Origin of the sequence: Salinibacillus aidingensis (assembly GCF_039522525.1) — a bacterium.
GTDB lineage: Bacteria > Bacillota > Bacilli > Bacillales > Alkalibacillaceae > Salinibacillus > Salinibacillus aidingensis.
Window position 1 is genome coordinate 100,874 of the sequence record NZ_BAAADO010000003.1, and the last position, 18,685, is coordinate 119,558.

Here is an 18,685-nt window from a genome sequence, read left to right on the forward strand (position 1 = left end):
TGGATATCAATTGCAAAAATTTTAAAACTATTTTACGTTAGATTTATGACAAATAGCAGAAGTATAGGAGAATATGATGTTATCGATTATCCACCGTTCAGGTATTTTAAAAATTCTTATCAATATTGTGATTATCGTTGCTTTAATGTTTTCTATTGGCATGTCTGTAGCCTTAGGGGCTGTTGATATTCAATTGTCTACGGTCTGGGAGGCTCTATTTGATTTTGATAAAGATGTTACCGCCCACCAGGTCATCCAGGAGCTTCGACTTCCCCGGGTATTGGCTGCCGCGATGGTGGGGGCCTTCTTATCGGTCTCAGGTGCCATGATGCAGGGAATGACCAGAAATCCATTGGCATCCCCATCGGTTATGGGAGTCACTCATGGTGCATCCTTTGTCCTTGTGCTGATGCTGGCCTTTTTTCCAGCGGTCTCAAACCTTGGATTAACATTAGGATCATTTATAGGAGCTGGACTGGCTGTGACGCTCATATTTATGGCAGGTTCCTTATCAGCTGGGGGACTTACTCCTGTAAAACTGGCTTTAGCCGGGGTTGCCATTGGTACAATGCTGAGTTCCTTATCATCGGTAATCGCCCTGCATTTCCAGCTCGAAAAACAACTCGGCTTTTGGCTTGCCGGGGGATTGGCCGATGCGAATTGGACTTCTGTTAAAGTTTTAGTGCTTACCGGTCTTATAGGTATGCTTATTGCCTTGAGCATCTCCAAATCAATTACAGTCCTGAACCTGGGTGAAGATATTGCAACTGGTCTTGGGCAGAACCATTTTATAATCAAGGTTTTTGGGATTATAACGGTATTACTTTTAACGGGAGCAGCCGTATCTGTAGCAGGAGTGGTCGGTTTTGTCGGATTAATTGTTCCGCATATCACCCGGTTTATTATTGGTACGGATTATGGCTGGATTGTTCCGACATCAGCTTTATCGGGTGCACTGTTACTGGTTTTAGCGGATATTGGAGCCCGTTTAATTAATGCACCCTTTGAAACCCCGGTAGGAGCCCTGACATCTCTTATTGGAGTCCCTTTTTTCTTGTATCTTGCCCGTGGCAGTAGTGGGGAGGGAAAATCATGAATACAACCAATCAAAAGAAAAACAAACGCTTCCCCAGCTTAGTACTTTTACTTAGTTCACTTATTTTCATTATGTTTTTTGTAACTTTAAGTACAGGAGTCATCCCGATTGCACCAATGGAAGTCATTCAGACCCTGCTTCTTCAGGGGACCGATCAGCAGGAACTTGTACTATTTGACTTTCGATTACCGAGCATTGTGTTAGCCATCCTAATTGGAGCCGGGCTGTCCGTATCCGGGGTGATTCTCCAGGCTGTGACACATAATGAACTAGCTGAACCAGGTATTCTTGGTATTAATACGGGTGCAGGACTTGCTGTTGTGTTATTTATTTACTTTTTCCAGGATACAATGGGGGCAAATATGTCTACTTTTGTCATGCCACTATTTGCTTTGATTGGTGCATTATTTGCTGCACTACTAATCTATGTAATAGCCTGGAAAAATGGGGTCAGTCCGATCCGACTTGTTTTAGTAGGGATTGGCGTAAATGCTGGGTTCAGTGCTGCACTCATCATTTTCCAACTGCAAATGGATCCTCAGAATTTCAGGCAGGCAACGGTCTGGCTATCGGGGGATATATGGAATCCCGGCTGGATGTCTGTATTAGCCCTGCTTCCATGGATTTTGATCCTGAGTTCCTACGCCCTTTACAAAGCGAATGTTTTGAATGTATTACATATGGGGGATGATGTAGCTGCGGGGCTAGGTGCGAAGGTTGAAAAAGAAAGACGAATTCTGTTGATTATTGCGGTTGGGTTAGCAGGTGCCAGTGTAGCAGCTGGAGGAGCCATTGCTTTCCTTGGATTAATTGTTCCTCATATTGTACGAAAACTAATCGGTCCCCATCATCAATACATCATTCCTGTTTCCACTTTAATGGGGGCATTATTGTTAATGACAGCAGATGCCATCGGAAAAAATGTATTAACTCCGACTCAGGTCCCTGTAGGTATTGTTGTATCGATTTTAAGTGCGCCATATTTTGTTTATCTTTTAATGAAATCGAAGTAATAGAGGAGGATCATGTTGGGTAATCAGCCGAACGACCTACACGATGTAACCATTATAGGGGGAGGACCTGCAGGATTATTTTCTGCCTTCTACAGTGGCATGCGCGAAATGAAGACAAAAGTAATCGAGTACTTACCCTTTTTAGGAGGAAAGGTTCCCTATTTTTATCCTGAAAAGATCATTCGGGATATTGGCGGAATCCCTCAGATATCAGGTGAAAAATTAACAGAGCAATTGGTTGAACAAGCCATGACATTTCATCCTTCCGTTGTTTTACGAGAGCAATGTAATGAGCTCGAGCAGCTGGATGATGGAACGTTTGTGTTAACAAGCGATAACGGGAACAGGCATTTTACACGGACGGTAATTCTCGCAACAGGCTTTGGGACTCTGAAATCGGTGAAACTGGATTTATCAAATGCATATGAATTTGAAGGTAATAATCTACGCTATTCTCCTAAACGCTTACATCAGTACAAAGGCAAGCATGTGCTGATTTCTGGTGGAGGTAACTCTGCCGTTGACTGGGCGAATGAATTAGAAGCGATTGCTGAACAAGTAACGCTGGTTTATCGAAAAAACGATTTTTCCGGGATTGAGAGCAATGTATCTAAAATGAAGCATTCAACGGTTGAGGTGAAAACCCCTTATTTTATCAATGGTTTAGCAGGTGAAGGGGGACAAGTTACACAGGCTGAGCTGAAAAATGTGGAAACAGGGGAGACAGAGGTTTTATCTGTGGACGAGATCATCGTCAATCATGGCTTTGAAATTGATTTAGGGCACATTGGCCAATGGGGAATGAAGATGGAAAACGGTAGTATCCAAGTAAATGGTAAAATGGAAACCTCCATTCCAGGTGTTTTTGCAATAGGAGACATTGCAGACTACCAAAACAAACTGCCATTAATTGCAGGTGGATTTAATGAGGGTCCTATTGCAGTGAACAGTGCAAAGAAATACATTCACCCAGATAAAGAACTCAGTCATTTGTTTTCTACTCAGGTAGGTGCCTGTCACCACCCGAATTTTGTCGAATAATATTGAGGAGGTTGATTTCATGCAATCTTTAGAAGGGAAGAAAGCTTTAATTACTGGAGGAAGCAGGGGAATTGGACGTGCAACGGCATTAGAGCTTGCTAAGGAAGGTGTGAAGCTCGGTTTAATAGCGAGGTCTGAAGATAGCTTTACCCAGATACGAAGCGAGTTAAATGAAATGGGGGCGACCTATGTCACTGCAGCGGCAGATATTTCACAGGAGATTGAAGTTCAGCAGGCGGTCAAGGATATCACGGAGCAGCTTGGTACGATCGATATATTGATTAATAATGCAGGGGTTGGAGCCTATGGACCATTTATGGATATTCCGACTGAGACGTGGGAAAATCTGATGAACGTTAATGTGCTGGGGATGGTTCATGTGACAAAAGCGGTTCTGCCGGGCATGATTGATCAAAAGCAAGGGGATATTATTAACATTTCGTCCATGTCAGGACTTAAGGGTACGAAAGGTTCGAGTGCGTATAGTGCATCAAAATTTGCCGTGATTGGGATGAGTGAAGCGTTAATGCAGGAGGTCCGTCCGCATAACATTCGGGTAAACGTCTTTACACCAAGCCTTGTGGAAACCGATCTGACCAGAGAAGATGGGGAAAGAAATCCGGAAAAATTTACACAGCCTGAGGATTTGGCAGAATATATGACCAGCATTCTGAAGCTTGAGCAAAGATCGTTTATCAAAACATCTGCTATATGGGCAACAAATCCTTTTTAAAAAAAGTGCAAAAAACTTTCATCCAACCCTGAGTTCATTGGAAACTCAGGGTTTCATTTGTTTCCAGACATACCCCTATCTGATTTGGGTTAATACCATTTATATCCTGGATTTTTATACAGGAAGAATAAATCAGATCAATGGTTGTTGTTCAAGTATGCTGAACCCATAGTCCTGTTTCCAGGAACCGTCATGTAATTCATTAAAAACTTATATTAATATATTTTGCTTTTTCGAATAGGTTGATAAGGACAGGCACTATTTAAATAACTATCTAAAGGAAGGAGCATAGGAATGGAAGGCTTCTGGCTTATCGGCCGAATCATTTTTGGTATTTATTTCCTTATGACAGGTTTTAATCATCTTACCAATTATCAGGGGATGAAGCAGGCCACTCAGCAAAAAAATGTTCCTTTAGCAGGAGCAGCTGTATCAGGTTCCGGTCTGATTCTTATTTTCGGGGGGCTATCCATACTTACGGGTCTGTATGTTGGTATAGGCGTCCTGCTTCTCGTTGTATTCCTGATTCTTGCGGCAATCCTGTTTCACAACTTCTGGTCTTTTGAGGATCCCATGCAAAAAATGGGGGAGGAAAATCAATTTATGAAAAATATCGCACTGGCCGCAGCCCTGTTAATGATGCTGCAGATTCAGGACTGGACCTGGTCTTTATAAATAAAACCAGGGAAACAAAGGGAGGAGACACCCTCCCTTTTTGTTTACAGGAATTCAAATATGGGACATTTTACATAGCAGTAAAGTCTCTCTTCATAAAAGTGTTATTCATTCCAAACTTTTTCAAGAGCTTTTTCAAAGGTCTCCAGGGGTTGTGCACCTGAGAGGGAGTACTTCTGATTGATGACAAAAAACGGTACCCCATTGGCTCCGATTTGTCGGGCCATTTGTTCATCCGCTCTAACATCATCGGCATAGGCCGTTTCGTCATTCAGTACTTCTAATGTCTTTTCCCGATCCATCCCTGTTTTTTCAGCGATATCTGCAATGGTGTCGATATCCCCTACATTTTTATTTTCTGTAAAATAACTGTACAGAAGGTTTTCCGTTAGTTCTTTCTCTTTACCTTGTGTCTGTGCATATTTAGCCAGACGATGGGCATCAAAAGTATTCGTTGGCTTCATATTGTCATAGTTATATTCAAGCCCGATATCAGCGGCCTGTTCGATAATCCCCTTGTTCATTTCCTTAACCTGCTCAATGCTGGAACCAAATTTTGCAGCCAGGGATTCATAAATACTTTCATCGGTATAGGCTGGTGCATTTGGATCGAGTTCAAAGCTCTTAAACTCCACTTCCACCTCATCTTTATGGGGGAATTGTTCCAGTGCCATTTCCAAACGTCTTTTTCCGATATAGCAAAATGGGCAGACAAAATCAGACCATACTTCAATTTTCATAAATAACACCTCAATTATTAATGTTTTGCCCCATTGTAGCATAGGTATGTCCGGTCGCTAAACGTACTTGCCTGTTGTATGGAAAAGGGGAAGTATAACTTATTTTGAGTGATTCGGATGAATGAATTGTCATTTCCGAAGAATATAGAGGATATCTTTGGATACCTTAAAAGAGACTCTAATAAAGGTTAAGGTGAAAAAGCTATGTTATCCAAAAGACATTTACTATTTAATCTGGCTATAATCATCTTTCCCTGGCTGTCACTACTACTTTTAGGGAAGCGCAATGTGAAGCGGTTTTCAATAGCCGGGATTGTCATTGTGATTATCGAGTTTATTAATCATAAGACTGGTCAGAAACGACAATGGTGGGCGTTTTACGATAAGAAAAAATCTTTTATAACCAATGAGCTTCCTTTTAGCATCGGTCCCTATATGCCGATTGCTATGTGGATTCTAAGATTTTCGTACGGGGACTTTAAAAAGTTTTTACTGACAAATGCAGTATCTGACGGCATTTTTGCTTTTGTATTAATGGATCTTCTCAGGAAAATAAAGATCGTCAGACTAAACCGCTTAAATCATGTTCAATTCTTTTTTTATTTGTATTATAAGGCGTTTATCCTTTATGGTGTTCAGTATTGGGTTGAAAACAGGAGAAGAAAGGAAGAGAATAGCTAACACATAACTTTTATGAGGGACATTTATTCAACGGTGTTTCCGAGTGGTTTTGTCCTTCAATACCTTTTTTTAAAAGAATGGTTTCCCACCCGAAATTATCATTTAATAAACGATTTGGTACAGCATTTCCAATAATAGTAAGATGCTTGGATCTGTAAGAAGCAGTTTTTTTGCTTATCATGGGTTTTAAAGATAGAATTTCCATAACTTCTTTCTTGGCATTGTATCCCACATAATGGAAATGTATGACGTAACCAAAGGAGAGAAAGTGAATGGAAATGATAACTGTAAATGAAAAGCAGCAGCTCGTGGAAGCCACCCCGCTAACACTGGTGATTGGCAATTTTGATGGTGTACATAAAGGTCATCAGGTAATCCTTCAAAAAGCAAGAGAACAGATGAAGGACGGAGAAATCTTAGCTGTAATGGGTTTTGCAGATCACCCGCTTTGGGTGTTAAAAAATGATCAGGATTTTGATAAGAAAATTACCCCGGAACAGGATAAGCTTCATTTGCTTGAACGATTGGGGGTAGATAGATATTATCATTTAAAAATTACGAAGGATGACATTAAAACAACCTTCTGGGAATTTGTTTTTGAGCAATTATCAAATTTAAAGGTTAATCGAATTGTCATGGGTGAGGGTGCTGATTATGATGAGGCTTCCCATACAGAGTTCCTGAACCTTTGTGATTGGCAGGGAATTGAAGTAACTGTGGTCCCAAAAGTGAAAGTGAATGGGACAAAAATCAGCAGCAGAACGATTCGGGATTATATTAAAGAAGGACTGATGGATCCTGTTCATGCCTTGCTGGGACGTCCATTCACGGTAACAGGTACAGTTGTTCATGGGGAAAAGATGGGACGAAAACTTGGCTTTCCTACCCTTAATCTTGGCGAGGTCGATTCTTATGTTGTTCCAAAGCCCGGCGTTTATTTAGGGATTGTCGGTATTCATGAGGATGGGGTTATTTCGGAGTACTGGAATACACTCATTAGTGCGGGATATCGCCCTGCCGTAAATGGACACAGATATCTGATTGAAGCCCACCTGCTCAATTTCTCTGGTGATTTATACGACAAAACCGTCTCCGTCTCATTTTTACGTTTCATGAGAGAAGAATTGAATTTTGATAATCTGGATGACTTGGTAGAGCAAATGGAGAAGGACAAGATAGAAGGAGAAAAATTAATGGGACAAAATTGGTGAAGAAATCCCTTAGGAGGATTTTATTATGGATGTATTAGAGTAGGAGAGGGGGAGGGCCCTCGTTTTTCTTGTTTCAAATTCCTTTTATTGGTAACATCAGGACATGAGGGATAAGGTTTCTTGTCCCAGTGATGAAGGAAACGACTAGGAAAGGTGGAAATGAAGATGAAACATGTTCAGCTCAAAAATGATCAAATCCCCCCAATTGCCTTGGGGACCTGGTCCTGGGGAAGTGGGGCAAATAGCGGAGAAGACATTTTTGGTAACAATCTTACAAAAGAAGATTTAAAGCCAATTTATGATGCTGCGATGAATGCTGGATTTAACTTGTGGGATACAGCTGCTGTTTATGGAATGGGCGCTTCTGAAACGATTTTAGGAAGCTTTACTAAAGATTCGAACAATGCGGTTATATCAACTAAATTTACTCCAGGTGCTCAGGAGGAAATGGAAGAGTCCCTTTCTGAAAGCTTAAATCGCTTAGGTGTTGATCATGCGGACATCTATTGGATACACAACCCTAATGATGTTGAAAAATGGACAGCTGAGCTAATTCCTTTAATGAAGAGTGGAAAAGTCAGACATGCGGGTGTTTCCAATCACAATCTTGAGGAAATTAAGCTAGCTGCTTCTATTCTGGAAGAGGAAGGCTTAGAATTATCTGCCGTACAGAACCACTATAGTTTATTATATCGCTCTTCAGAAGATGCAGGAATTATTGACTGGTGCAATCAAAACAATGTTGTTTTCTTCTCATATATGGTACTAGAGCAGGGCGCATTAACCGGAAAATATACACCTCAAAATCCTTTTAATCCTGAAACGAGGAGAGGAAAAGCGTTTACTGTTGACGTCTTGGAAAAATTGAATCCATTATTGGAAAAAATGAAGAGCATGGGAGAAGAACAAGGTGTGGAACCTACTCAGATTGCAGTTGCCTGGGCAATGGCAAAGGGAACCGTACCGATAATAGGTGTAACAAAATCCAGACATGTTGATGGTGCAGTTTCCGCTGCAAATGTGGAGTTAACCGATCAGCAAATAAAAGACTTAGAAGAAACCGCAAAGGCAACAGGAGTGGAAATCAAAGGTGAATGGGAAAAGGAAATGAAATAGTGCTTTCTTTTCGGGTGCCTGTCACCACCCGAAATTTGTCGAATGAAAGGCAGGTTCATAATCCCTTTTACATCTGGGATAATGAACCTGCCTCTTTCCATTCTGCCCCCATTTCACTGGACTGCATTTCCTGTTTGTACTCTTCTGATTTAAAGTATCGATCATCGAATTGGTTCATGAGTAATAATAAGCCAAATATTAGAGTGAATGCGAGAGCGAATAGCGAAATCGTCCCGGCTATTGCGGCTAACACAAGCTTTTTCCATCCGAGCCTTCTAAGCCTCTCTAACACTTGCTACAACCCCCCAATTAGCAAGGAAAAAGTTCTAATTTACCTCCTTAATATTATAACAAAATCCAGTTAAAAATGAATAGATACAGGACACGATGAACAGGACTATGGTTCCGGGATTATTCGACAAGAAACGGGCGGTGACAGGCACCACCCCAACGAATAACCAGCCCCAAAACCGTGCAAGATATGTATAAGATTATTCGACAAAAACCGGGTGGTGACAGGCACCAGCCACACCACCCCAGGGAGGAATGTGTTATGCCTATTCAAAATGATCATGAGATTCAACAGTTGCATGAGATATCTGAGGAATTGGAGCAGGCCGCTCGTCAGGCGATTAATGATGCTGATCCTGAAGCAATGAAAAAAATCCAAAAACAGCTTCGGGGGGTTCAGGACCAGATTCAGGAAGCGCGCGGAAAGGCGATAAATGGAAGTGGCGGTTCTGGTGAGCCTTTATTTGATGCACAAATGCGTGTGGAGGAAACTCAGCATCAAATGGAACGAGCCATTAACAATATTAGTGCTCAGCAAGATGATGTACAACCATAATCTGAAGGGGACCCAATTGGCATCTGTATGGAAGTGGTAAACCCCTCCGTATGAACAAACAAGCTGCCAACATACAGAAAAAGCAGGTCTATTCCGTTACTGAAAGGAAAAACTTATTGATAAGCAATTTTGGAGGTTTAATTACCTCCATTTTTTTATGTTACTGGCTGCCATTTCGTAATTGTGTATGGCTGTACTTAAATCTAAGTAACAATAATTACATAACTATAACCAACAAAAATTTATTGTAAAACAATAAATTTTATATTAAAATTAAGCTGATCAAAAATTAGTGAGGTGCTTTTTATGAAACGTGGATCAACTCTCTTTTTAAAGATAGCCGTGATTCTTATTGGAATTCCGATTCTTGCCTTATGTATATTGCTGCTGCCTCAGATAGCCAATGAAGCTATTGAGCATGCAACACGGGGAGCAGAGTTGGGTTATATTGTACTTGGCCTATTAGCGGTAATGTATCTTTCGGCTATACCGTTTTATATTGCGTTGTATCAGGCCTTTAAACTTTTAAATTATATTGACAGGAACCAGGCCTTTTCGGAATTATCGGTTAGAGCTCTAAAGAATATAAAATACTGCGCCATTATCATTAGTGGCTTGTATGTGGTGGTCCTTCCGTTCGTCTATATTATAGCGGAGTGGGATGATGCACCAGGTCTTATTTTAATCGGAATGGTTATTGCTGGGGCGTCCTTGGTTATCGCAGTCTTTGCTGCTGTTCTCCAAAGACTTTTACAGGAAGCCATTCATATAAAATCGGAAAATGATTTAACGGTCTGAGGTGAATAAAATGGCAATTATAATTAATATTGACGTAATGCTTGCGAAAAGAAAAATGAGTGTAACAGAGCTTTCGGAAAGAGTCGGGATCACAATGGCAAACCTTTCTATACTAAAAAACGGGAAGGCAAAAGCTATTAGGTTTTCCACTTTAGAGGCAATTTGTAAAGCATTAGATTGCCAGCCCGGAGATATTTTAGAGTACAAAAAAGAAGATGATACTTAAAAGATAAACAATCGAATCTTAAGGGGGACCAAACCATTCTAAAAGAAGGAGAATGGTCCTTTTTATTGAAGTAAAAAGACTAAAATTTATGGCAAATATCAATTAAGTCATAAAACAAATGAATATCTGCCCATTAGCGTCGTGTTCCATCCTAATCATACCTGGCGTATTGAAAAGCTGGAGCAATAGTGAGGACGGGACAGTTCCTATCTCCCTCTGCGAATGAGCTTATTCCGTAACGATACGGGATAGGCTTTTTTTGTATTATGGGAATTTGGAAATAAAGTATTTTGCAATTGAATGAGAAAATAAATCTGTTCCAGCTGTCATGCTTTCTAGTAATCTACCCTAGTTAAAGCGATTTATACTTATCATATAAGTGGATTTATTTCTAATTAAATCAGATGCCCTTACAAGAAAGGGGGGTTCGCATATAGTAAAGTGAAATCTATTATAGAAAGGAATGATGAAATTGCCTCTAAATAATAGACAAAGAGCTCTATTACGTATGCTTAATCAGGTAATGTTAAGAAATCTTGTAGTAGCGAATAATAGTACCAGAGAGACGGAAAATAATTTAATTGATTTACCTGATTTTAATTTTAACTTCGATTTAGATGGTGATGGTGACGACGAGACGGATAATGGAAATGGTACTTCAACAACACTAAGAGATGTACTATCAGATTTGACTAATGAGCAAGTTGAGGTCACGACTTCTTTTGGTCCCGTGACAGGAACATTAATTGCTGTACAGAGTAACTATGTGGTCATTTTGGAAACTACTGGTGACACAGTATTAGTGCCATTTGAACAAATTCAGTTTGTAAGTGAATTATAAAAAGGAGGGTATACGGAATGTTTCAAGATACGTTTGCAGAGGAACTTGCCAGACGTGTAGGTTCTATGGTTGAAGTTGCCACAGATGATAACCTGATAGAAGGGGTTTTATCAACCGTAACCGATGAATTGATTCTGGTTATCAATATTACCAGTGGTTACGGACAAAATACGAATATTTATATTTCCTTAGATGCCATCAGCTTTGTTCGTTTCCCAGTGGCGGCAGCATAGGAATAGATAAAAAAAGAATATAGTTAAAAAGGCGACTCGATTTGGAGTCGCCTTTTTAATTGATGAATGATCTTTAGTTTTATTCAGGATACTCCATTATATTTGGAAGAAGGGATTTGATGGTATGATTCTAAAATAACAGCATACGATATTTAGTGAATGATCTGGAATTGGAAATTTTGTTAATGATGATAAATCGCATTGCTGATTTCTTTGCTCATTTGTAAAGCGTTAATCCCATCGTCTCCTGAAACAGAAGGGGTCCTTTGAGACTCAATACAATCAATAAAGTCTATTAACTGAAGCTGCAGTGGCTGAATATCGTTATCAACTGTGATTGTTTTAGTGTTCGTATCACTGGACACTTTCATTCTTCCTGCTAAAATGTCAGCTTCCACTAAAGCACCCTCTGTCAATACCTTTATCGTTCGTATCTTTCTTTTAGATTTAAAGCTTGCTGTAAATTGAGAAATTACTCCTTTAGAGGATTTGGCTATTACAGTTGCATGCTTTGGGGTGTTTTCAATAATGGTTCCAAGGGTATAAAAGTCTGTCACGTTGTCTTTCAGAAGCTTACGCAAAATATAAAGATCATGAATCATTAAATCCTCTACGACATCAATATTTTTCATTTTATTATCATAGGGATTCATTCTATGAAAGTCGAATCCAATTATTTTTTCGTTTTCCAGTTCTTTTGAAAGCATATTAATCAGTGGATTAAAGAGTTCAATGTGTCCGACTTGGAGTTTGACCCCTGCCTGAGAAGCCTTTTGGATTAAATCCTCTGCTTTTTCACCGGTATCCGTAATTGGCTTTTCCATTAACATGTGTACCTTGTGTTCGGTGCAAAGTAAGCCAATATCATAATGGAATTCCGTTGGTACAGCAATACTAACTGCATCAACAGATTCAAGAAGTCTCTTTAATGACTGAAACTGCTTCACTTTATACTTCTCGGCAATACTTCGTCCTTTTTCCTCATCATTATCGTAAATTCCGATAAACTCGCAATACTCTTTCATAGATAAATACGTTTTGACATGATTTTCCCCCATATTTCCAGTTCCTATTACACCGACTCTCATAAAAGATTCTCCTTACTATTCATGATTGCACAAGATATTCTATGCATGAGCAAGTAATTGGAATAGATTATTTATAATGAATAAATCAAATTTGGCAATGGTCCTGACAAGAATTAATAGATTTTAAGCGGAAAGGAGCTATATATCCATTGTTGAACCTTTTGTTTATTACCGAAAATACGTCAGGCCTGTTAAATAAGCATTATTTTTACTTAGAGCAGGAACTTTCGAAGACTGCGCATGTGAGGGTGTGGAGAAAACCGGGTCATATAAGCTATATTTTAAACCAAATAGAGCAGAGGCCGGATTTTATTCTGCTATTAAACGATATAGATCGACGCATGTACCCGACGATTAAAGGGCTGGCGAATATTGATATTCCCACTGGCCTGTTTGTGAATGATGTTCATCGTTTTACCAGACTTAGAAAAAATTATATTGATCAAAATCAAATTGCGTATCTTTTTTCTGTTGTCCGGGATCCATTCCTTGAAATCTATCCAGAGTACCAAAATAAAATGAAATGGCTTCCCCATGCTGTCCATTTAGATATTTTTAAGGATTATGAGTTGGAAAAGGATATCCCTTTATTAATGATGGGGGCAGTCAGTGATTATTATCCTTTAAGGCAAAGGATATTGGAGGTATATGAAGGTCAGGCGAATTTTGTTTACCACCGGCATCCAGGATACAGACATTATAGTAAGAAAGAAGAACAACAGCATATCATTGGTAATCGGTACGCCAGGGAATTAAACCGGGCACAGATTACGTTCACTTCACCGTCCGTATTCCATTATCCGGTTTTAAAATATTTTGAAGCGCTAGCCTGTAAGACATTACTCCTCGCTCCAACCTTTAATGAATTAGAGGATTTAGGATTTATTCCAGGGTCTCATTTTGTTTCGATTAATGAACATAATTTTAAGGAAAAGGCAGCCTATTTTCTCGAACATGAAACTGAGCGAAACAGGATTGCAGAACAGGGATACCACTTCATACGAAAAAAACATTCCACAAAACTACGAGCACAACAACTTGTTGAAATAATAGAATATATTTTAAGTAACAAATAATAAAGGAGTTAGATATCATGTCGATTCCGGAAAGTGTTCAATTAGGCCGTAACACAGTTATTGAGAAAGATGTTGTGATTGGTGAGAATGTTGTCGTTGGTCATAATACGGTTATCCTGGAAGGGACTCATATTGGGGATGACGTTACGATTGGCAGTAACTGTGTGCTTGGGATTAAGCCAGGTGGAAGCCAGCGTATGAGAAAGAGTACCGAAAAGAAAAGTCAGCTTGTAATAGAATCAGGTACGCGAATGGGGCATTTGGTTTCAATCTATTCTGGGACACATATTTCTCAAAACGTGTTTATTGGTGATCAGGCGAGTATTAGGGAAAAAGTGGCTGTTGGTGAGGAGTCAGTCATAGGCCGATCTGCGGTAGTTGAATTAAATTCAACGATTGGTAAGGCTTGTACGATACAAACCCTGGCTTATATAACAGGTGATACTACCTTAGAGGACCATGTATTTATTGGACCGTGTGTATCTATGTCCAATGATAAGTATATGGGGGCAAAAGACTATAATTTACAAGGAGCCTATATGAAAGAAGGAGCTAAGATTGGGAATAATGCGTCGATACTACCTGGGGTAAACATCGGCAGGGATTCGATAGTAGGAGCAGGTTCCGTCGTGACGAAGGATACAGATGATTATACAGTGGTTGTCGGCGTTCCTGCCAAGGAAAAATAGATCTTAAAACTACCTTTCTATTGATCCACATGAATACGAATGAAATAGAGGTGAGTCGATTGGAATCAGACCAAATGAAGAATATTACAGTTGTGCTGCATGATCGTTTTACGGGAGTTGGGAAAAAAGTAGGCAATGAATTATATGTACCGGTATCCTTAATCGAACAAGGCTATGATGCGGAAAAAGTATGGAACGCGGATAGTAATCAATTAAACATCCATGTCACGAAGGCACGCGCAACAAAAATAAAAGACTATCAATCCCAGGGCAACTATTTACATTTTGATAAAAATAGAGTGGAAAACTGGAATGTGGAATTTGATGATTCTGATATTCCCAAAACGGTTTATTCGTTTGGGAAGTATTATAATCCGGCTACCATTGCTCAATATGGACTCGAGCACTATAGTCTTTATCTGAACAATAAAGATGAACAAAGCAAACGGAAATTTTTAATAGTAGCGGATTGGTTTTTAAAAAATCAGGATAGACAGGGAGGCTGGCCTTATCCATTTGATTTTGCCTATTTCCCCGGACGGAATTTGAATGTGAAAGCTCCGTGGTACTCATCAATCGGATTAGGAATGGCGATGTCAGTTTTATCCCGTGCAGCCTTTCTTACAAAGGATAGGACCTTTAGTAATGCTGCTTTAAGGGCAAAATTCCTTTTTAAAACACCTGTGCCCAGGGGAGTAGTAGCTAAATTCGAGGGCAAGTATTTATTTTATGAGGAATGTCCAACTAATCCTCCATCTTATATCCTAAATGGTTTTATGTATTCCTTAATTGGATTATATGATTTATACAAAGCAACGGGAAACCAGGAATGTAAACGACTATATGATCAAGGCATTGTGACTCTGAAAAGAATGCTTCCTTTGTATGATTTAGGAAACCGTACCGCATATGACTTAACTCATTATACAACAGATGCAGGCTATCCAAACGTAGCAAAATGGGGCTATCATGTTACCCATATCCATTTGTTAGCTGCATTACAATCGATTGAAAAGAACCCGAAAATGGGAAAGATCCTTTTAAGGTGGGAGAACTATTTAAAAGGAATAACTGCAGAAAAAAGCCAACAGAAGTAAGGAACCTTACTTCTGTTGGCAGACCTGCCCATCAAGTTAATTTATTCTGCTGTTAATACGTTTAGAATTTCCTGAGCCGTTTTTCCTGTACCAAAAATCTGTGGAAAATCACTTGGAAAGTGGAGGGTCTGAATACTTTTCAGGATTTTTTCTTTATTTGCGCCAACTAATCGATTTCCACCTGATTGTAAGGTTTCCACCCACTCTGTTTCATCTCTTAATGTAAGACAAGGTACTTGAAGCATATAGGCTTCCTTTTGCAATCCTCCTGAGTCTGTAAGAATCATGCTTGCTTCAGAGGTGATGGTTAACATATCAAAGTAGTCCAGAGGTTCCACAATTTTAATAGTGGATGATGCTAGCAGATTGGATAATTGAAACTGTTCAATCTTATTTTTTGTCCTCGGGTGGAGAGGGATCACAACGGTTTTTTCTAATTGTTGAAATGCCTCCAGGATCGCGGCTAATCGTTCAGGCTGATCTGTGTTTTCAGCGCGGTGAACTGTTGCTAAATAATAGTCTTTTGGTGAAAGGGCGAGGTTTTGTAAAATAGAAGATTGCTGTAGGGCTACGTCTTTAAAATAAAGAACAGAATCATACATAATATCACCTGTGATGTGGACACCCTTTGTGATTCCCTCTTTTTTTAAATTTTCAGCTGCAGATGAAGTGGGACAAAACAGCCAGTCAGAGAGATGATCAGTCACTTTCCGGTTAATTTCCTCGGGCATTTTTCTATTATAGCTTCTAAGTCCTGCTTCTACATGGGCGATGGGAATGTGAAGCTTTGATGCAGCCAAACTGCCCGCCAGTGTAGAATTGGTATCTCCATATACAAGCACCACATCTGGTTTAACGGTTCGCATAATGGATTCTAATTTTTCCAGCATGTCAGCTGTTTGTCTTCCGTGAAATCCTGACCCTGCCCCTAAATGATAATCGGGCTTTGGCAGCTTTAATTGGTCGAAAAATACCTTGGACATATTGTCATCATAATGCTGCCCGGTATGAACGATAATTTCCTTTATCTCCTTGAAAGGCTGAACAGCTTTCGACAGCATACTGGATTTAATAAATTGAGGCCTGGCCCCGACAACGGTTAAGATTTTCATTTTATTCTCCTTTCAAACCAATGTTTTCACCTTTCTGCCATCCACTTAATGCGAAATGAACTCCAAATGATACAACATTTATATATAAAATAAATATAATGAAGAGTGTTATTGGATAAAGAAAAAGAAAGGAGCTCATAAATATGGCCAAAAAGGTATGTATGCTTGTTGCTGATCATCCTTTTTTAGATTCGAGAATCTTTAAACGGGAAGCTCGGAGTTTAAAAAAATTGGGCTATGATGTAACTATGATTGTTCCAAGAAAAAAGGGTTATCTCTATGATATTGATGGAACACCAATTAAGGATCATTTTTTGCAGCAAACCTTCACCTATGAAGGAATCAACTTCGTAACGTACAGTTATGAAGAAAGTCGAACCCCGCTAGGTAAGGTATTATCCCCTGAATCACAGTGGGAACAGGGGTTTTCCAATCCCCTGACAAAATTAGGAGTAGAGCAGGAGGCAGACATTTACCATGTACATGAATATTTATCCCTCTTTGCAGGTGTTGGTGTAAAAAGAATCTTACAGAAAAGAAATAAGAACGTTAGACTTGTGTATGATAGCCATGAATTGACACCTGACCCCTTTGATTCAAACAGTCCTAAACATTTAAGAACGAATTTAAAAGAAAAACTTTTATTAATGTTAAAGGAAGTAGATTATGTAATTACAATTTCTCATTCGATTAAATCCTGGTTTATATCCCAAATTCCCAGCCTTCCTGTAGAAGTCATTTACAATTCCCCTCCACTTGCAAAAGACTACTCACCAAAAAAATATAATCATAACCGTATGGTTGCCTGCTATGAAGGAAATATCGATAACAATCGCGGAGATAAAGATAAAATGATGCAAATAACGGAGATTTGTACGCAATCTATTAATTTTCATTTTAAGATTATCGGTGGTACGAGATTTGGTGAGTCCTTTAAACTTCCTGCTCATTTAAGAGATAAAATGGAACAAACTGGCTGGGTAGATTATTATTCGATTTCAAAACATATGAAAGATGTGGATATTGGCTGGATAGATTATAAGGATCTGGGTGACTCTCTTAACCGGTCCTATGCCTTACCCAATAAGTTTTTTAGTTATTTGAATAATGGTGTCCCAATTCTGGTTAATCGTTGCCATGAGATGGAAGCTTTTATACGTGCACATCGATGTGGACTGGTGATTGATAAAAAGGATGCCACAGCGAAGGATTACGCTGAGGCTATCCTTTATCTCTCTAAAAACAAAACCCTTTTAAAGGAAATGAGTGTAAATGGAAGAAATGTAATGGAAAAAAATTATAGCTGGGAAAGGATGGAGAAGCGTCTTCATAATGTTTATCGTACGTTATCAGGCCAACAGGACATCTTTTATACGTAACCGGTTATTTAGGTGACATGTTTTTTGACCCAATTTACAGTAGCAGAAATTCCTTCTTTAAATGGAGTAGGATTATACGTACCTACCATTTTTTCTAATTTGCAGGTTGATCCCCTGTGGCTTTTCACATCAGCTTTGCGACCTGGTTTTTTCATAATTGTGCCTTGATATTCCATGACATCAACGATAGTTTCTACGACATACTGAATGGATATTTGCTGATCAGTGGAAATATTTACGACATCACCGGGGGAAATGAGCGGAAAGGCTTTTAAAACAAGGTCAACTGTATCCTCTACGAAAATATAGTCTCTCGTTTGTTGGCCTGATCCATGAATTTCCGGAGCTTCCCCCTTTAATATTTTTTTAATGGTAACGGGTACTACGCCAGCAAGTGGTCCTTCAAAGTTTTGCCTGGGTCCATAGTTGTTAAAAGGGCGGAAAATAAAGGCGTCTAAATCAAACATGTTTACATAGGATTGCAGCATTAAATCCGCTGAAGCCTTTCCTGCAGCATAAGTGGTTTCAGGAATAAGCGGATGCTGTTCATCAATGGGTTTATATTGGGCTGACCCATAGGCTTCTGAAGAGGAAAAATGACACAATGTTTGAAATGCCTTTTTTCGTTGTAGTTCCAACAGGTTTTTTAAGACGATTACATTGGTTAGGAAGGCATGAGAGGGATTGATAAATGAATAATTTAAGGCTTTAGTTGCACAATTAAACACAATGTCAATATTGTGTTTCTCTATAAGATAGGAGAGAATTTCCTGATTTTCTGCATCATCAATATGAAAGACGGCTCCGTTGTCTAAGGCGTGGGTTATATTCTCTTTTTTCCCAATAAAAAGGTTATCAATAATGATAATTTTTCTAACCTTCTCGGCTATTAGTTTATCGACTAAATGACTTCCGATAAAACCAGCTCCTCCAATAACGAGCACATTCCTGTTAGTCAGAGAACGTCTATTCAAATCCAACACTTCCTTTCAT

Annotated in this window: 21 protein-coding genes and 1 pseudogene; 17 read left to right on the forward strand and 5 right to left on the reverse strand. The window is 39.3% G+C overall.

Going from position 1 to position 18,685, the window contains the following annotated elements:
* Nucleotides 1-76 precede the first annotated feature (76 nt).
* The 5 genes from ABD006_RS07260 (at nt 77) to ABD006_RS07280 (ending at nt 4,558) form a co-directional block, all read left to right on the forward strand.
* Entirely contained in the window at nt 77-1,096 is a 1,020-nt protein-coding gene (locus ABD006_RS07260) for a FecCD family ABC transporter permease (RefSeq protein ID WP_343839251.1), read from the forward strand.
* Nucleotides 1,093-2,109 (forward strand): FecCD family ABC transporter permease, encoded by a 1,017-nt coding sequence (locus ABD006_RS07265; RefSeq protein WP_343839254.1) that lies wholly within the window; start codon nt 1,093-1,095, stop codon nt 2,107-2,109. Before ABD006_RS07260 ends, ABD006_RS07265 begins: the two co-directional genes overlap by 4 nt.
* Before the next feature lie 15 nt (nt 2,110-2,124).
* Nucleotides 2,125-3,150 carry an NAD(P)/FAD-dependent oxidoreductase gene (locus tag ABD006_RS07270; protein WP_425542200.1) on the forward strand — a complete coding sequence of 342 codons (1,026 nt, stop codon included), beginning with the start codon at nt 2,125-2,127 and terminating at the stop codon, nt 3,148-3,150.
* Nucleotides 3,151-3,169: 19 nt separating this feature from the next.
* Nucleotides 3,170-3,883 carry a 3-ketoacyl-ACP reductase gene (locus ABD006_RS07275; protein WP_343839258.1) on the forward strand — a complete coding sequence of 238 codons (714 nt, stop codon included), beginning with the start codon at nt 3,170-3,172 and terminating at the stop codon, nt 3,881-3,883.
* Nucleotides 3,884-4,177: 294 nt separating this feature from the next.
* Nucleotides 4,178-4,558, forward strand: a complete 381-nt coding sequence (locus tag ABD006_RS07280) for a DoxX family protein (RefSeq protein ID WP_343839260.1) — start codon at nt 4,178-4,180, stop codon at nt 4,556-4,558.
* A 107-nt stretch (nt 4,559-4,665) separates the two neighbouring features.
* On the opposite strand, the pseudogene ABD006_RS07285 reads toward ABD006_RS07280, so the two are convergent.
* Nucleotides 4,666-5,298 (reverse strand): annotated as a pseudogene (locus ABD006_RS07285) (DsbA family oxidoreductase); the annotation flags it as partial.
* 204 nt (nt 5,299-5,502) lie between these two features.
* Here ABD006_RS07285 and ABD006_RS07290 point away from each other — a divergent pair.
* The 3 genes from ABD006_RS07290 (at nt 5,503) to ABD006_RS07300 (ending at nt 8,306) form a co-directional block, all read left to right on the forward strand.
* Entirely contained in the window at nt 5,503-5,979 is a 477-nt protein-coding gene (locus ABD006_RS07290; protein ID WP_343839262.1) for a hypothetical protein, read from the forward strand.
* A 272-nt stretch (nt 5,980-6,251) separates the two neighbouring features.
* Nucleotides 6,252-7,190 (forward strand): riboflavin biosynthesis protein RibF, encoded by a 939-nt coding sequence (ribF, locus tag ABD006_RS07295; RefSeq protein WP_343839265.1) that lies wholly within the window; start codon nt 6,252-6,254, stop codon nt 7,188-7,190.
* A 165-nt stretch (nt 7,191-7,355) separates the two neighbouring features.
* Nucleotides 7,356-8,306, forward strand: coding sequence for an aldo/keto reductase (locus ABD006_RS07300; RefSeq protein WP_343839268.1), 951 nt, complete (start codon nt 7,356-7,358; stop codon nt 8,304-8,306).
* 67 nt (nt 8,307-8,373) lie between these two features.
* On the opposite strand, the gene ABD006_RS07305 is transcribed toward ABD006_RS07300, so the two are convergent.
* Complete coding sequence (locus ABD006_RS07305; RefSeq protein ID WP_343839271.1) at nt 8,374-8,598, reverse strand: hypothetical protein; 225 nt, start codon at nt 8,596-8,598, stop codon at nt 8,374-8,376.
* Nucleotides 8,599-8,859: 261 nt separating this feature from the next.
* On the opposite strand from ABD006_RS07305, the gene ABD006_RS07310 reads away from it, so the two are divergent.
* The 5 genes from ABD006_RS07310 to ABD006_RS07330 all read left to right on the forward strand — a co-directional run bounded on the left by ABD006_RS07310 (nt 8,860) and on the right by ABD006_RS07330 (nt 11,251).
* Complete coding sequence (locus ABD006_RS07310; protein WP_343839273.1) at nt 8,860-9,153, forward strand: hypothetical protein; 294 nt, start codon at nt 8,860-8,862, stop codon at nt 9,151-9,153.
* A 306-nt stretch (nt 9,154-9,459) separates the two neighbouring features.
* Nucleotides 9,460-9,951, forward strand: coding sequence for a DUF2975 domain-containing protein (locus ABD006_RS07315; protein WP_343839275.1), 492 nt, complete (start codon nt 9,460-9,462; stop codon nt 9,949-9,951).
* A gap of 10 nt (nt 9,952-9,961) precedes the next feature.
* Nucleotides 9,962-10,177: a helix-turn-helix domain-containing protein gene (locus ABD006_RS07320; protein ID WP_343839277.1), complete on the forward strand. Its 216-nt coding sequence runs from the start codon at nt 9,962-9,964 to the stop codon at nt 10,175-10,177.
* A gap of 508 nt (nt 10,178-10,685) precedes the next feature.
* Nucleotides 10,686-11,018, forward strand: coding sequence for a hypothetical protein (locus ABD006_RS07325; RefSeq protein WP_343839279.1), 333 nt, complete (start codon nt 10,686-10,688; stop codon nt 11,016-11,018).
* A 17-nt stretch (nt 11,019-11,035) separates the two neighbouring features.
* Nucleotides 11,036-11,251 carry a hypothetical protein gene (locus tag ABD006_RS07330; RefSeq protein WP_343839281.1) on the forward strand — a complete coding sequence of 72 codons (216 nt, stop codon included), beginning with the start codon at nt 11,036-11,038 and terminating at the stop codon, nt 11,249-11,251.
* 182 nt (nt 11,252-11,433) lie between these two features.
* Here the strand turns inward: ABD006_RS07330 and ABD006_RS07335 are convergent, their stop codons facing one another.
* Nucleotides 11,434-12,339: a Gfo/Idh/MocA family oxidoreductase gene (locus ABD006_RS07335; RefSeq protein WP_343839284.1), complete on the reverse strand. Its 906-nt coding sequence runs from the start codon at nt 12,337-12,339 to the stop codon at nt 11,434-11,436.
* A 149-nt stretch (nt 12,340-12,488) separates the two neighbouring features.
* Between ABD006_RS07335 and ABD006_RS07340 the strand changes: the two genes are divergently transcribed.
* From ABD006_RS07340 to ABD006_RS07350, 3 genes are read left to right on the forward strand one after another with little or no spacing between them, the layout of a single operon-like run.
* A complete protein-coding gene (locus tag ABD006_RS07340; RefSeq protein ID WP_343839286.1) occupies nt 12,489-13,415 on the forward strand; it encodes a glycosyltransferase in 927 nt (308 codons plus the stop codon).
* A gap of 17 nt (nt 13,416-13,432) precedes the next feature.
* Nucleotides 13,433-14,104, forward strand: a complete 672-nt coding sequence (locus ABD006_RS07345) for an acyltransferase (protein ID WP_343839289.1) — start codon at nt 13,433-13,435, stop codon at nt 14,102-14,104.
* 29 nt (nt 14,105-14,133) lie between these two features.
* Nucleotides 14,134-15,201: a D-glucuronyl C5-epimerase family protein gene (locus tag ABD006_RS07350; RefSeq protein ID WP_343839291.1), complete on the forward strand. Its 1,068-nt coding sequence runs from the start codon at nt 14,134-14,136 to the stop codon at nt 15,199-15,201.
* 41 nt (nt 15,202-15,242) lie between these two features.
* On the opposite strand, the gene wecB is transcribed toward ABD006_RS07350, so the two are convergent.
* Nucleotides 15,243-16,313, reverse strand: a complete 1,071-nt coding sequence (gene wecB, locus ABD006_RS07355; protein ID WP_343839293.1) for a non-hydrolyzing UDP-N-acetylglucosamine 2-epimerase — start codon at nt 16,311-16,313, stop codon at nt 15,243-15,245.
* A gap of 143 nt (nt 16,314-16,456) precedes the next feature.
* Here wecB and ABD006_RS07360 point away from each other — a divergent pair, with 143 nt between their 5' ends.
* Entirely contained in the window at nt 16,457-17,692 is a 1,236-nt protein-coding gene (locus tag ABD006_RS07360) for a glycosyltransferase (protein ID WP_343839295.1), read from the forward strand.
* A gap of 8 nt (nt 17,693-17,700) precedes the next feature.
* Here the strand turns inward: ABD006_RS07360 and ABD006_RS07365 are convergent, their stop codons facing one another.
* Nucleotides 17,701-18,666, reverse strand: a complete 966-nt coding sequence (locus ABD006_RS07365) for a dTDP-glucose 4,6-dehydratase (RefSeq protein ID WP_343839298.1) — start codon at nt 18,664-18,666, stop codon at nt 17,701-17,703.
* Between the last annotated feature and the right edge of the window lie 19 nt (nt 18,667-18,685).

Bases quoted from the DNA above. Each gene is read 5' to 3' on its own strand.
- ABD006_RS07260 (WP_343839251.1), top strand. From the start codon at position 77: ATGTTATCGATTATCCACCGTTCAGGTATTTTAAAAATTCTTATCAAT.
- ABD006_RS07265 (WP_343839254.1), top strand. From the start codon at position 1,093: ATGAATACAACCAATCAAAAGAAAAACAAACGCTTCCCCAGCTTAGTA.
- ABD006_RS07275 (WP_343839258.1), top strand. From the start codon at position 3,170: ATGCAATCTTTAGAAGGGAAGAAAGCTTTAATTACTGGAGGAAGCAGG.
- ABD006_RS07280 (WP_343839260.1), top strand. From the start codon at position 4,178: ATGGAAGGCTTCTGGCTTATCGGCCGAATCATTTTTGGTATTTATTTC.
- ABD006_RS07290 (WP_343839262.1), top strand. From the start codon at position 5,503: ATGTTATCCAAAAGACATTTACTATTTAATCTGGCTATAATCATCTTT.
- ribF (WP_343839265.1), top strand. From the start codon at position 6,252: ATGGAAATGATAACTGTAAATGAAAAGCAGCAGCTCGTGGAAGCCACC.
- ABD006_RS07300 (WP_343839268.1), top strand. From the start codon at position 7,356: ATGAAACATGTTCAGCTCAAAAATGATCAAATCCCCCCAATTGCCTTG.
- ABD006_RS07310 (WP_343839273.1), top strand. From the start codon at position 8,860: ATGCCTATTCAAAATGATCATGAGATTCAACAGTTGCATGAGATATCT.
- ABD006_RS07315 (WP_343839275.1), top strand. From the start codon at position 9,460: ATGAAACGTGGATCAACTCTCTTTTTAAAGATAGCCGTGATTCTTATT.
- ABD006_RS07320 (WP_343839277.1), top strand. From the start codon at position 9,962: ATGGCAATTATAATTAATATTGACGTAATGCTTGCGAAAAGAAAAATG.
- ABD006_RS07325 (WP_343839279.1), top strand. From the start codon at position 10,686: ATGCTTAATCAGGTAATGTTAAGAAATCTTGTAGTAGCGAATAATAGT.
- ABD006_RS07330 (WP_343839281.1), top strand. From the start codon at position 11,036: ATGTTTCAAGATACGTTTGCAGAGGAACTTGCCAGACGTGTAGGTTCT.
- ABD006_RS07335 (WP_343839284.1), bottom strand. From the start codon at position 12,339: ATGAGAGTCGGTGTAATAGGAACTGGAAATATGGGGGAAAATCATGTC.
- ABD006_RS07345 (WP_343839289.1), top strand. From the start codon at position 13,433: ATGTCGATTCCGGAAAGTGTTCAATTAGGCCGTAACACAGTTATTGAG.
- ABD006_RS07350 (WP_343839291.1), top strand. From the start codon at position 14,134: ATGAATACGAATGAAATAGAGGTGAGTCGATTGGAATCAGACCAAATG.
- wecB (WP_343839293.1), bottom strand. From the start codon at position 16,313: ATGAAAATCTTAACCGTTGTCGGGGCCAGGCCTCAATTTATTAAATCC.
- ABD006_RS07360 (WP_343839295.1), top strand. From the start codon at position 16,457: ATGGCCAAAAAGGTATGTATGCTTGTTGCTGATCATCCTTTTTTAGAT.